At 36.0% G+C, this 12,541-nt stretch carries 13 protein-coding genes; 4 read left to right on the forward strand and 9 right to left on the reverse strand.

Going from position 1 to position 12,541, the window contains the following annotated elements; all coding sequences use genetic code 11:
• Nucleotides 1-193: 193 nt before the first annotated feature.
• Nucleotides 194-925 carry an MBL fold metallo-hydrolase gene (locus CRS_RS20085; protein ID WP_142725738.1) on the forward strand — a complete coding sequence of 244 codons (732 nt, stop codon included), beginning with the start codon at nucleotides 194-196 and terminating at the stop codon, nucleotides 923-925.
• 10 nt (nucleotides 926-935) lie between these two features.
• Here the strand turns inward: CRS_RS20085 and CRS_RS20090 are convergent, their stop codons facing one another.
• On the reverse strand, nucleotides 936-1,277 hold the full coding sequence (locus CRS_RS20090; RefSeq protein ID WP_142725739.1) for a hypothetical protein: 342 nt from the start codon (nucleotides 1,275-1,277) through the stop codon (nucleotides 936-938).
• A gap of 587 nt (nucleotides 1,278-1,864) precedes the next feature.
• On the opposite strand from CRS_RS20090, the gene CRS_RS20095 reads away from it, so the two are divergent.
• Entirely contained in the window at nucleotides 1,865-2,458 is a 594-nt protein-coding gene (locus tag CRS_RS20095) for a Crp/Fnr family transcriptional regulator (RefSeq protein WP_142725740.1), read from the forward strand.
• A 39-nt stretch (nucleotides 2,459-2,497) separates the two neighbouring features.
• On the opposite strand, the gene CRS_RS20100 is transcribed toward CRS_RS20095, so the two are convergent.
• The 5 genes from CRS_RS20100 to CRS_RS20120 all read right to left on the reverse strand — a co-directional run bounded on the left by CRS_RS20100 (nucleotide 2,498) and on the right by CRS_RS20120 (nucleotide 8,429).
• On the reverse strand, nucleotides 2,498-4,636 hold the full coding sequence (locus CRS_RS20100) for a DEAD/DEAH box helicase (RefSeq protein ID WP_142725741.1): 2,139 nt from the start codon (nucleotides 4,634-4,636) through the stop codon (nucleotides 2,498-2,500).
• Complete coding sequence (locus tag CRS_RS20105) at nucleotides 4,633-5,949, reverse strand: ATP-binding protein (protein WP_142725742.1); 1,317 nt, start codon at nucleotides 5,947-5,949, stop codon at nucleotides 4,633-4,635. The genes CRS_RS20100 and CRS_RS20105 overlap by 4 nt, the downstream gene beginning before the upstream one ends.
• Entirely contained in the window at nucleotides 5,942-7,414 is a 1,473-nt protein-coding gene (locus CRS_RS20110; RefSeq protein ID WP_172617118.1) for a tellurite resistance TerB C-terminal domain-containing protein, read from the reverse strand. Before CRS_RS20110 ends, CRS_RS20105 begins: the two co-directional genes overlap by 8 nt.
• A 7-nt stretch (nucleotides 7,415-7,421) precedes the next feature.
• A complete protein-coding gene (locus CRS_RS20115) occupies nucleotides 7,422-7,604 on the reverse strand; it encodes a hypothetical protein (RefSeq protein WP_142725744.1) in 183 nt (60 codons plus the stop codon).
• Between the two features lie 198 nt (nucleotides 7,605-7,802).
• Nucleotides 7,803-8,429 (reverse strand): CatA-like O-acetyltransferase, encoded by a 627-nt coding sequence (locus CRS_RS20120; protein ID WP_142725745.1) that lies wholly within the window; start codon nucleotides 8,427-8,429, stop codon nucleotides 7,803-7,805.
• Between the two features lie 212 nt (nucleotides 8,430-8,641).
• On the opposite strand from CRS_RS20120, the gene CRS_RS20125 reads away from it, so the two are divergent.
• Both CRS_RS20125 and CRS_RS20130 read left to right on the forward strand, forming a co-directional pair.
• Nucleotides 8,642-9,493, forward strand: coding sequence for an NAD(P)-dependent oxidoreductase (locus CRS_RS20125; protein ID WP_142725746.1), 852 nt, complete (start codon nucleotides 8,642-8,644; stop codon nucleotides 9,491-9,493).
• Nucleotide 9,494: 1 nt separating this feature from the next.
• Nucleotides 9,495-9,965, forward strand: coding sequence for a PPC domain-containing DNA-binding protein (locus CRS_RS20130; RefSeq protein WP_172617119.1), 471 nt, complete (start codon nucleotides 9,495-9,497; stop codon nucleotides 9,963-9,965).
• 157 nt (nucleotides 9,966-10,122) lie between these two features.
• Here CRS_RS20130 and CRS_RS20135 read toward each other — a convergent pair whose 3' ends face one another.
• The 3 genes from CRS_RS20135 to CRS_RS20145 are packed head-to-tail and all read right to left on the reverse strand — an operon-like array spanning nucleotide 10,123 to nucleotide 12,139.
• Nucleotides 10,123-10,926: an AraC family transcriptional regulator gene (locus tag CRS_RS20135; protein ID WP_142725747.1), complete on the reverse strand. Its 804-nt coding sequence runs from the start codon at nucleotides 10,924-10,926 to the stop codon at nucleotides 10,123-10,125.
• Between the two features lie 18 nt (nucleotides 10,927-10,944).
• Nucleotides 10,945-11,346, reverse strand: coding sequence for a heme-binding protein (locus CRS_RS20140; RefSeq protein ID WP_142725748.1), 402 nt, complete (start codon nucleotides 11,344-11,346; stop codon nucleotides 10,945-10,947).
• Nucleotides 11,347-11,350: 4 nt separating this feature from the next.
• Nucleotides 11,351-12,139 carry an SDR family oxidoreductase gene (locus CRS_RS20145; protein ID WP_142725749.1) on the reverse strand — a complete coding sequence of 263 codons (789 nt, stop codon included), beginning with the start codon at nucleotides 12,137-12,139 and terminating at the stop codon, nucleotides 11,351-11,353.
• Nucleotides 12,140-12,541 lie beyond the last annotated feature (402 nt).

Here is a 12,541-nt window from a genome sequence, read left to right on the forward strand (position 1 = left end):
CAGATTTTAAGAGATCAAAGATAACCATTAAAAAAAGAAATTTATGGTTTTTTGCTTTTGCATTATAATAAATAATGCCAGAATAACAATAAATAGAATGATTTTCAGAATACAGCAGTATGATTGTTTTTATTGATGGTATGTATTGATGAAAACCTTTTGAATAATTAGAAATATTAAGGAAATTTGCAATATGAAAATCATTCCGCTCAAAGAAGGTAATTTTTCGGCCAGTAAAACCAAGGATTTTACACTTTTAACAGATGAAAATTTTGATCAGGTTGGAGGAATTAAGATGTCTGTACAGCCGTTTCTTATCATTACTGAAAGTGATTATATCCTTTTGGATGCAGGTATCGGCTGGAAAAATGAAACGGGAACAACAGTTATTTCCGAAATCCTGGAAAGAGAAAATATCAGCCCTGAACAAATCACAAAGGTATTGTTTTCTCATCTTCATAAAGATCATATTGAAGGAGCAGTAAGGCTTATGGATAATGGTTTTGAAGCGGTCTTTCCCAATGCGCTGATTTATATACAGAAACGCGAACTGGATTTTGCAATGGAACAGAAAGGCAATCCGTCTTTTGATTTTGACATGCTGGAAAAATTGATTCAACTGCCCAATATTATCTGGATGGATGAAGATCAGGGACAGATCACAGATGAAATTTCATATGAAGTAGTAGGCGGGCACACTCCGTTTATGCAGGTTTTCTGGATCAGGGAAAATGGAGAAACTGTTTTCTATGGTGCTGATGATCTTCCGCAGGCTTCTTACTTAAAGTATCATTTGGCTTATAAAAGTGACTTTGACGGGAGAAGAGCTATGGAACTGAGGTTGAAATGGGAAAAAGAGGCAAGAGAAAACCATTGGAAAATCCTTCTGTATCATGATCTCGATAAAGCTGTCATAAAATTCTAAAAAAAATGGTTTAAATTTCATTAAACCATTTATAAATATCAAATTCCGAAGGGATATTGAGTTTTTTTCTGATCCTGTTTTTTCTGTTTTGTATCGCCTTTGGGGTCACAAAAATACAGGTTGCAATTTCCTTAGTAGTCATATTGAGCTTAAGGTAAATACAAAAGATCAGTTCAGAATTTTTCAGTGAAGGCTGTATGGCAGATAATTTTTTAAAAAAATCAGGATAGACGAGCCTGAATTTATTTAGTAAGCGGGGAGAATTGGCTTTGGCTAATGCCATTATTTCGTCTTGTACAAGAATCTTCTGATTCAAATCCTCTATGTTCGGTTCAGGTTTTTTATTTTTCATAATACTTTCTCATCTCTACGTATTTCAGATGCAACATCCTTTGTGCATCAGTACAAAGTCTTTTTTTCTCTTATCTGTCTGTGTTTGGCTGATTTAATATTAAAAGTGAAATAATTCTGAAGTATTCAAAATTTCATCGGTTTAAGTTAATATAATGTAATAAATCATAGCGTATAGGTTATATTATTGAATGATTATGTTAAAAAAATCCACATGTGAATTTTGTCTCATTTTTATACAGGCAAAGAAAGAAAAAATGATTAAAATTCTATCAAAACTGTGTACCACATAGATACCACGTTATATTTTAAACAAAATATCATAACAGCTTTTATCAGCCTGTTTTCCATTATCTGTGTCTATTGATGAGGAGGATGTAAATGTAGTGGATTCATTAGTTTGGTTTTTATGATTTCAATCAATATTCTCAGAATAATCATCCAGAAAATAAAAATATGTGGTATATGTGTGGTACCACATTTTAAGGAGAATAAATAAAATCCATGTTCCTTTATTTTTAAAATTTTTGAATGATGAAAAAGGTTTTTTAAAGGTTTTAAAATTGTAACTGAAAATAAATAACTGCTATGATCATTGAAAATTTATTAGTTTCATTTGGAGCTGAAATTAAAAACTACAGAGAAGAAGATGTTATTTTCCGTGAAAAAGAGCTTCCAATGTATTATTACCAGATTAAAAAAGGTAAAATTAAACTCAACAATTATACAGAAGAAGGAAAGGAATTTATCCAGAATATTTTCTCAGAAGGACACAGCTTTGGAGAATCTCTTCTTTTTGTAGACAGACCTTACCCTATGAATGCTGTTGTGCTGGAAGACTCAGCCATTTACAGAATGTCTAAACAGAACTTTCTGAACCTGATCCGAAATAACCCTGAAGTTTCGCTGAATATTTATGAGTGTCTGGCTGAAAGAATGTATTATAAGTACATTATGTTATATAATCTTTCTTTTCAAAATCCTGTTACCAAACTGAAGCTGCTGATGGACTATCTGAAAAGCTATCAGGATCATAAAAAACCTTACTCCTTCCAGATTCCTCTTACCCGTCAGCAGATGGCTTCACTTACCGGTTTATGTGTAGAAACAGTAATACGAACTATAAAGCAAATGGAAAAGGATCAGATTGTAAAGATAGAGCGGCGGAAGATCTATTATTAAGATGAAAGCCGGAATCTATCCGGCTTTATTAACGCTTTGTCATGGGTTTGTTATTATTTTCAGGTTCCGGAGGTACGTATGGCATCCTTCAAAATCAAAATATTTATCTCTTAATAATTTAACCTGATATATGACGGGAAGATATTTTCCCCATTTGGAAAAATCAATAATTCCCGGCAGATTTTCTATTAAACCTGTTAATATTTCATCTGTATTCCTGCTAAGTGTGGGGTCGGAAAGAATGGTTACCAGCTCTTCCACAGCAAGATCGTCTGTTGTGAACGAGCTGTCTTTATCATCAAATGTAACCTCTACGTTCATGCTGTCTAACATCAATTTTAGCGTTCGGTTGATCTTTGAACCGGTAAAAGAATAAAAAGTAAGTCTTCCGTTATGGTTGAGAAGAGGCCTTTCTATCTTGAAATCATGAAAGCTAAATACCGAAAATTCATTTCGAAGAAGAGCAATGGTATGCTGTGCTGTCTCATCCAGAAAATCGTACTGTTCTCCGGAAATAAGAATTTCAAGCATTTTTTCTCTGATCCGGTGTGCCGTATCAGCAGCATCACCAAAAAACTTTGGCTTTTTGCCATCGCTAGCCGGCAGCACTTCTATTTTTTTTGTTCGGTAATCAATATCCTTGATGCTCCATATCTTAGCTGAAAGATAGATGTTCTCATTTTCCCTGATCTGCGGTGATAAAGGAAGTTCCCCTATTTTTACTCCGTTGCTGGAAACTTTAAAAAATACAGGAGTGTCAAAAAGGCTGTAGAAATCTTTATGATTCACAACTTCTTCTCCTTCAATCCCTATGATCAGTTCGTTACCCAGCTTCTCAAAAAACTCAATATCTGTAAGATAATGGATAATATCTTCAGTCTCTTCCCTGCTGATATTTGAAAATGCGGAATTTTCTGCAATGTCTTGCAGAAGCATGGATAAAGAAATCCCTGAAGATCCTTTCACAATAGATAAAAGCTGATGGACCAGAACATCATAAGGTTTTTTATTCACAGAAACAGGTTCTATATACTGTTCCTGGTATAGCATCCAGCAGGCTAGAGACTGCAGTAAACTCCATTCTTCTGTTGCATACAGGTATAGATTACTGGCTTTTCCCTCTCTTCTTCCGCTTCTTCCTACCCTTTGGATTAGAGAAGCAATACTGTGGGTAGCATCAATCTGAACGACTTCATCCACATTTCCGATATCTATTCCCAGCTCCAGTGTTGAAGTACAGGAAATACAGAAGTTTTGCAGGGTAGAATTCTTCGCAAAAAACTCTACATACTCACGGACTTCCTTGTCTACGGAAGAATGGTGTGAAAAATAGTTATTGTGCCCCCCTACTTTCTCTGATATCTGTTTTAGCTTTACAGCAACCTCTTCTACCCTTCCACGGGCATTCGGAAATATAAGAACTTTACTTTCCCTGGTTCTGGTGTAAAGATCTTTTAATAAAGCCAGTGGCAATTCTTCTGCTGATCCCGGAAAATATTTGAATACAGCACTGATTGGCTTGGGTGTGGTATCTCTTATCACTTTCGTGTGGTCAGTATCTCCCAGAAACTCTTTCAATTCTATGTATTGCCTGGCATCACTGACGGTAGCAGAAAGGCCTACAATACTGAATTTTTTAATATTCACTTTTTGAAGGCGGCTCAGTAAAGACCGGAGATGGGTTCCTCTGTCAGAGCCCAGGAATGCATGAATCTCATCAATAACAATATATTCCAGAGAAGAAAAAAGATGATGTATATTATAAGGCTTATTCACGAACATGGCTTCCAGAGATTCCGGAGTGATAAGAACGATTCCTTCCGGATTTTTTAAAAGACGCTCTTTGGCTCCTTTAGACGCTTCACCGTGCCATTTGGTAACAGGAACATCAAGATACTCACAAAGACTTTCTACCCGGAGAAACTGATCGTTGATTAAAGCAATCAAAGGTGAGATATAGAGAACCTTTACACCGGGTTCTTTAAAATTTATTTTGGATAAGATAGGCAGAAAAGCAGCTTCTGTTTTACCTGAAGCTGTTCTGGATATTAGAATGTAATTATGATCAGTTGATATGATTCTTTGAATAGAAGCTTCCTGGATCGGTCTCAGACTCTCCCATTTTTTATCCCGGATATATTTTCTGATAGGCTCTGAAAGCAGGTTGAATGCGGTCATAGTTCTTCAATACTGTCTAAAAGGATCAAATCATTCGGTCTTTCATCTGTAATTTCGATTTCTCCGAAAAGCCTTCTTTTATCAGCTTCAGGATTTTGTCTGATGATATTAAGAATATTCAAAAAGTCCCGGATTACCTCCCGTGGGGTCAGGAACTCTGATGCCCCCGGTTTGTTGAACATTTCTTCCATAAAAACAGAAATTTCTTCATCTGTAATATTCAGCTCTGTTTTATAATTTAAATCAAAGATCAGTTTAAGCTTTTTGAGCAGTACAAAAATCTCATTATGATTCAAAGGCATGAGCTTAATAACAGGCTGTGCAAAATCACGCAGTTCAGAATTTTCGAATTTATTGGTTTCAAGTCTGGATTTAAGTGCCTGATAACTGAAAAGACCTCTCCTTTCATTCTCCAGGAATTCTTTTGTTCCGGCAAAATTGATGAAAAGATGAGCTACTTTTCCCTGAAAGCAGTCATTGTAAATAGATAGAATTTTCTCATAATTTTTTTCACGGGCCGCTGATGTAGAGATTTTATACAGGTTGATGGCTTCATCCAGATTAATCATAAAGCCGCTGTAACCTATGCTTACAAAAAGCTTACAGAAGTTTTTAAGCATATCATAATAGTTGGAGTCATTGATGATCTCCCTGATTCCAAGATCCTGCCTGGCTTCAGTCTTGGTACTGTATTCTCCTTTTAACCATTTCAAAGCATTCCGACGCAACAATTCATCACCTTGAATGTATCCTTCATAATATTTAACGATAGCAGAACCAAAATCGAAGCCGCCTGTTTCTGTAATTTCGTTTACCGTTTTCATGATAGCATTCTGAATCAGTCCCAGATACCTGTCATTACGGATTTCCATCAGTGACAGATGATTTTCTTCCGCTGTTTTAGCAATTACCTGTTCTATCCATTTCTCCAGTAAAGTCTGCAGGGCGCCTCCTTCCGGTTTGGTCTGTATAGCAATATTATCCATAATCGCAGAATATAGGATTACACTTTTTCCGTCATTGGAGTACAGCCTGTTATCTGGTGTAAAATCTGCATTGGCTACTACAAACTTCTGTTTTAAGGCTACTGTATTCAGAAGATGAAGCATGAATGATTTTCCGCTTCCGAAATCTCCGATCCAGAATTTCACAAGGCTCAGCCCATTTTTCACATCTTCCAGAGAACCGATAAAAGCGTTTATTTCTTCTGATCTTCCTACGGTAATATGTTGTACTCCTATTTTCGGGACTACTCCGCTTACCAGAGAGTTGATCACAGAAGCAGCTTCTTTAGGTTTAATATTGTCAATCATTGTTTAAAAGTTTTTTGTAATAATTAGTGTTAATAATAAAATATTCGTCTTCTTCCTCAATCAGGATATCATCAAGGATTTCAAAGCAGCATTCATTAATAGAATCTATCGTAGAACCCATAAAAAGGCCTTTTGCTTTGATAAAATCCTGAAGATCCTGCTGAAGTATATTGAAACTGTGCTTCTCGAACAAGTCCAGAATATTCTTTTGGACGTCTGTCAGATGAAGTTCATCACTGTATTTTGTGTGCTGAAATTCTGAAACCTGATGAATGACAGTGACTGTGGATTCTCTTTCATTAACGGTTTCCATCGTTTTTAAAACTGTTTCTTCTTCCTCTTCATTATTCAGAATCTGCCCCAAAATATGAGCCGTCTCAGAATGCTGAACCTGAATATCCCTGATAGCTTCAGGATCAATTGTGATCTTTTTTCTTTTAGGCAAATAGAGCTGGCAGACCTTTTCAACAGCAGTTTTGATATTTCTGCCAACAATAAATTCATTCAGAATATTTTCAAAATCCACAAGTAGGTCTTCCGTGGGAAACAGATTTTTCTGAATGCTTTTGGGAAACTCTCTTTTATCAAATTTAGGAGAATTCAGATCTTTTTCCAGATAATGAATATAAAGCCTTAATGCACAGGATTTATCATGTTCCGCTACGAATTTTGAAGCTTCAAAAAATATAGCATCTGCTGACGGATTCTTGATATTAACCTCAGAAAGCCTGAAAATTTCCCGCTCAAATGCCAAAGGATTGGAATAATCTGCCTTGATCAGATCAAATTTTGTCTTCCAGCGGTTGGTATTATTCTCATTAAGAATAATATTGGTTTTATAATCTGCATCAAGAATCTGATATTGGTTTTCTGTCAGGAAAATTTCAAGTTTTGATACAATTTTTTTATGGTATTGATGAAAAATATCGGGTTCATTATAGATAAAATCGGTATTAATTTTTCTTTTAATACCATAAACATCACGAACCGTATTTTCGCATAATTTCAAAATATGATTCAATATCTCTGTTTGTACAGACTGATAGGTATAGCCGTAATTCAGGCTGTCTTTTCTGTAGTTATACCGAATGCAGACAATGATCTCTGACAGCTCGTCAATGACTGTCGGGTACGATTTATTGACAGGAATACAGTTTTGATAGAGATATTCAACAGCTCTTAAGAACTGTTTGATGATCTGTATTTTACAAAAGTCAATCTCATTAAAAACATTTTCTGTAAAAGACATTTTATCCAGCATTGCTGCCTGTTCTTCATTAAGGCTGAGCTTTCCTCTGTATTTTTTTCCTATTTTCCGTAGATCAGAATTATAAGATGGGTTGAAATTTTCAGCAGAAGTATCAGAAAATGAATGCTCATTTCCAAAATTGATCGGAATATCCGGATCTCCGGAAACATCAATAATAGAATAATCTGTTGGTAATGGAAGCGGGTCGTTTGGCATAAAAATATCAGTGCTTATCATGATAACGTTTCACACCGTTCTTTGCCCATAAGCTATGGGTATTCATTCCCGTGACATCTTTAATGTCATTGGAGGGAATTTCCGATAAAATTCTTTTTAAAGAGCAGCTCTCCTTTTCTATTGCTTTCGAAGCGGGAACCTGAAGGTCCGGATTTTCAAAATTGTTCATCTTAATACATTTGAGTGATGGTCATTAGTTTTTTTGATTGTAAATCAATTTTCTAATATAGCAATATATTAGCCCAAATGTATTGAAGATCCGGAAATATTCTTTACGGTTTCCCGTAATGGAGTTCATGCAGTAAAAGCAAAGGACTCAAAGGGAAATGTTAACATCAGCTTATTTTCACTTCCAGCTGTGCGATTTTTAATGGTCAAGCTGTCTTTGAAATTCTTCCAGATACCTGGCAATGTGAATTCCGTCTGCCAATCCATGGTGTGCTTCTACAGATACCGGGAGGTATTTTCTGCCATCACGGATGTTGAACCTTCCAAAAGCAACTTTAGGAACAGATTCCTGTGTATTAAAGTCTGTAGGCTGTAATATGGCGCTGAAGGAATTCCACGGAATGGTAGTGTGCCTTACATGATCTTTTCCGAGTCTTTCATTGCTTAATCTCAGTCCTGAAGTTTCATGTACTCCTTTTATCTCCTCCTGTAAAGCTGCGTTAAAAACTTCAAAATCTTCTGAGAAATGAGTAAAAGAAAAACCGAATGTCCCATCAGGCCTTCCTATCGTACTGCCGGCATGAACGGTCTCAAACTGAACAACCTGTCCGTCAACGATTCTGAGTTTTAACTCATCAATTGTATTGATTGCCACCATAGATTTGTGAAAATAGTAGGCAAAAAATGAATACCCTTTCTCTTTGGCTGTATCATATGCTTTTGTGCAGTCAACCTCCGTTGTAAATCCGAAATAAGGGCTTGCCATACCAGAGAAAAATTCAAAATGTTCTTTTCTGTTCCAGCTGTCTATATCTATGATCTTCATTAATTCTTATTTGCTGCAAATTTCTGAAAGTTTCTCCGGTTTAAAAAGTTTATGACTGAAAATATTATTAAAACTTAACGTTACAAGACCGGGATTTGGTAGATATTTTGATGCAAAATAAACGTATTTGTAATTTCACTTATCTACTTTCAGGTAAATCCTTTTATTCGGAGGATCAATACTACGTAATTTAATAATTAAAATATAAGAATATGGCAATGGAAAAAATCGGATTCATCGGATTAGGAAATATGGGACACCCTATGGCAAAGAATATTGAAAAAGCGGGATTTCCACTTTCAGTATATAACAGATCCCCTGAAAAAGCCAGAGACTTTGAAGAAAAATCAACAGTCTGTACTCAAATTAAAGATCTTGTACAAAACAGTGATATTATATTCACAATGCTTACTAACGATAAGGCTGTAAAAGCGGTATATGAAGAAATTATTCCTTTAAATATTCAGGGAAAGCTCTTTGTGGATATGAGTACGATCTCTCCGGAAACATCTACAGAAACTGCAGCAGCTCTGAAAATAAAAGAAGCTTCTTTTATTGATGCTCCTGTAGCAGGAAGTACTCTGCCGGCTCAGGAAGGAACACTTATTATTATGGCAGGAGGTGAAGAAAAAGATATACAGCGTGCTATGCCTTATCTTTTGAAAATGGGGAAATCTGTAAAACATTTGGGAGAAAATGGAAAAGGAATCGCAGGAAAACTATCCATCAATTATTTTCTGTCTGCCATTTATCAGGGCTTGGCAGAGACTGTTCTGCTGGCCGGAAAATTAGGAATTGAACGGTCAGATATGCTGGAAATAATCAATGAAAGTGCCAGCGGAAGCGGTGCAACAAAGGTAAAAACCCCTCTGTTAATTGCAGATCAGTATGCTCCTGCATTTGCTCTTGATCTGATGCTGAAAGATATTCTCCTCGCGAAGAATGCAGGTGCTGATTTTCCTCTGTCTGAAACTCTGATAAAAACATATCAAAATGCACACGATAAAGGTTTTGGTGAGGATGATGTCATAGGAATCATCAATTATTTAAAAACAATAGAATAAAATGGAGATCATCAATTATAAAGGAAAACATTGGTCTGCAAGAAAAGCAGATCATATTTATATCGTAAGTATTGATAACCATTCCAATATGGTAGAATCCTTAACAGATTTTATTCAGAATCAGGGAATCCATGCAGGAGAAGTGACCGGAATAGGCGCTGTGAGTGAAGCTACTCTCCGATTCTTTAATCCCATAACCAAAAAATATGTGGATAAAACTTTTAAAGAACAGATGGAAGTCTCCAATATTTCCGGGAATGTTTCTGAAATAGAAGGAAAATTGACTCTTCATCTGCACATTACACTGGGAAGAGAAGATTACACCGCTTTGGCAGGACACCTTTTAGAAGCAAAAATTCAGGGAGCTGCAGAATTCATTTTCTATCCCCTGAATACCAGAATCGTAAAAATTAAAAATGAAGAAACGGGAATCAATCTTTATGATTTTGAAAAACAGAACCTGGAAGGTTAGCATCATCAGTGAACATCGGAATAAGGCAGAAAATATAATTCCTTAATATAATAATATAGAAGGAAGATACAAAGACACAGGAACTCTATCCTGTGTCTTTGCATTTCCAGCAAACAAGCAATGCTTATACTATAAATTGTGTTTTTAATGATTTACTCTATACTTCTGTAGTCGTCATCCCAAATTTTTTTTTGAAAGAAGAATAAAAATGGGATAAATTCTCAAAACCCAGATCAAGATAAATATCTGAAGGTTTTTTATCTCGGTTTTTTATTAAATAATAGGCTTCCTTTAATCTTTTTTCTTTCAGCCATTGTTTGGGCGTCATCTGAAATATTTTATTGAAATCTCTCTTAAACCCGGAAAGACTGCGGCCTGTAAGCTTTGCAAAAGCATCTACCGATACATTAAACATGAAGTTCTTGTTCATGAACTCTTCAAGGTCAATCTTATGAGGTTCAGAAAAATCAAAAAGAAGATTTTTAAAATCCGGGTTACTCAGCAAAAGTAATTCTATAGCTTCCTTCACTTTTAGAGCTGCAAGTTTTGAAGGTACCTCCTGTGTCTTGTCGATATAGGGAATAAGAGAGGCAAAATAACTCTTAAAAAAATCATCAGGTTCAAAGAACAACCGCTGGTCACCTGGAAAATAAGCACGTGCAACTATTTTATTTTCAGCAGCATACTGTTTCAGTGTTTCATCATCAAGCGTAATAGAAACAAACTGATATTTTTCTTTGGCAGATGGATGTTTGACCGTCCTGATCAGTTGATTCTTTCTGACCAGAACCACTGTATTTTCTTTAATTACCGTCTTTCCTTGCTCATGGAAGGCATGAGTTTCCCCTGAGATCTGAAATCCCAGAAAATGGTCAGGAATAAACTCCTCATGGCCTCTGTAAGATTCAAAAGCACATGAATAAACCAGTTTGTCAAATATAATCTCAGAAGTATTTTCCATGATGCAAATATCTGAAATTTAAGCCATAGCCTGCGCTCCCGCTTCTGCAATTTCCTTATCCTGCTCCGGAGTTCCTCCTGAGGAGCCTATGGCACCTATGATCTTTCCGCCGTTATCTTTTAAAACAACACCGCCAGCAATGGTCAGAAGTCCTTCATTTGAATTCAGCATTCCATAGCTATGGATACCTGTTTCTGAGATGATTCCTCCCATGATATCGCTGTTTACTCCAAACATGACTGCTGTTTTTGCTTTCTTGATGGCAAAATCAATCACGCCGTAGACACTGTCCAATCTTGCCAATGCAACAAGATGTCCTCCGGAATCCACCACAGCGATACTCACAGGAATATTCATAGATAATGCCCTTTCCCTTGCTGCATTTAGGGCTTTTTCAGCAGTTTTATAATTCAGTTCCATACCCCTAGCTTTTTGCGTTCCATGCATCTGCCTGAAGCTGTTTTACAAAATCTTCAGTTTCCTTTGGATGCACATTCCTGAAATTACTGTTGTCATCCAATGCTACATTTACAATCACTTCAGCCATAGACTGCGGATCAAGCTGGTGTGCTAAAGATTCAGCAGCACCGTCAAAAGCAGATTCTGGTGTAAAGTTGACCTTCGGATCATACCAGTGGAAAATAGAGTCTACTCCCCTGTCATTAAAGCCTGTTCCGAATACGCCCGGATTACAGGTTGCAATCTTGATATTAAATGGAGCCAGCTCGTTTCTCAACCCTTCTGCAATGGATTCCAGTGCATGTTTGGAAGAACAATAAGCTGCTACGTAAGGAACTGTCCATAAACCTCCCATTGAAGAAGTGAAAACAATCTTTCCCCTTTTCTTTTCAACAAACTTTTTGATAAAGCCCTGAGCAAGATTCAATGCACTAAACACATTCACCTCAAACATAGAGCGGATAATGTCTACCGGCTGTTCCGCAATGGGACCGCCTTCCATAATTCCGGCATTACTGATTAGGATATCTATTTCATATTTCTTCAGGATATAATCGATATCTCTTTGACTGGTTACATCAAGTTTATCCACTGTAAGATCAATTCCATGTTCTTTAGCTTCACGGATTAAATCACTCATCTGAGGATAGATCTGTACAGTGGCAATCACCTTATGCCCTTTCTTAGCAAAATCAAAAGCAGCAATCTTTCCGAATCCACTTGCTGCACCTGTAATTAAAATTGTTTTACTCATTGAATTCTTTTTTTATGATGGTACAAATTTCATAGATTTAAGTAAGGGCTATATTGTCTGAAAGTTCATTTTTATATTGCTGGAAAGTTCAGGAAGTATATTCGTTTTGATTATTTTATAGATAAAAACACCTCTGATTATCAGTGGATTGATTATATAAACGAAGTTCTTAACGGAAAATAAACTATACAGGCTGTTTTAAATTGAAACAGCTTTTTTAATATCAATAGGAATGGGCTTTAGCCCATTTAATAAAAAGAAATATCATCATTGGCTTTAGCCAAAATCTCTCATACAAAAGAACATTGTCCATTATATTTCAATTGACAATTTAAAAAAAATAAACCGTTTGTTGTAAATTGGTTAAGTTTTTGAAGCTTATTCTATAAAACCAGTCACACC

This window comes from Chryseobacterium sp. ON_d1, from assembly GCF_006829085.1.
GTDB lineage: Bacteria > Bacteroidota > Bacteroidia > Flavobacteriales > Weeksellaceae > Chryseobacterium.

Excerpts from the sequence above, each read along its gene's own strand:
- CRS_RS20110 (WP_172617118.1), bottom strand. The coding sequence starts at position 7,414 with ATGCCAAACGACCCGCTTCCATTACCAACAGATTATTCTATTATTGAT.
- CRS_RS20105 (WP_142725742.1), bottom strand. The coding sequence starts at position 5,949 with ATGATTGACAATATTAAACCTAAAGAAGCTGCTTCTGTGATCAACTCT.
- CRS_RS20130 (WP_172617119.1), top strand. The coding sequence starts at position 9,495 with ATGGAGATCATCAATTATAAAGGAAAACATTGGTCTGCAAGAAAAGCA.
- CRS_RS20085 (WP_142725738.1), top strand. The coding sequence starts at position 194 with ATGAAAATCATTCCGCTCAAAGAAGGTAATTTTTCGGCCAGTAAAACC.
- CRS_RS20135 (WP_142725747.1), bottom strand. The coding sequence starts at position 10,926 with ATGGAAAATACTTCTGAGATTATATTTGACAAACTGGTTTATTCATGT.
- CRS_RS20115 (WP_142725744.1), bottom strand. The coding sequence starts at position 7,604 with ATGAACAATTTTGAAAATCCGGACCTTCAGGTTCCCGCTTCGAAAGCA.
- CRS_RS20120 (WP_142725745.1), bottom strand. The coding sequence starts at position 8,429 with ATGAAGATCATAGATATAGACAGCTGGAACAGAAAAGAACATTTTGAA.
- CRS_RS20095 (WP_142725740.1), top strand. The coding sequence starts at position 1,865 with ATGATCATTGAAAATTTATTAGTTTCATTTGGAGCTGAAATTAAAAAC.
- CRS_RS20090 (WP_142725739.1), bottom strand. The coding sequence starts at position 1,277 with ATGAAAAATAAAAAACCTGAACCGAACATAGAGGATTTGAATCAGAAG.
- CRS_RS20100 (WP_142725741.1), bottom strand. The coding sequence starts at position 4,636 with ATGACCGCATTCAACCTGCTTTCAGAGCCTATCAGAAAATATATCCGG.
- CRS_RS20145 (WP_142725749.1), bottom strand. The coding sequence starts at position 12,139 with ATGAGTAAAACAATTTTAATTACAGGTGCAGCAAGTGGATTCGGAAAG.
- CRS_RS20125 (WP_142725746.1), top strand. The coding sequence starts at position 8,642 with ATGGCAATGGAAAAAATCGGATTCATCGGATTAGGAAATATGGGACAC.
- CRS_RS20140 (WP_142725748.1), bottom strand. The coding sequence starts at position 11,346 with ATGGAACTGAATTATAAAACTGCTGAAAAAGCCCTAAATGCAGCAAGG.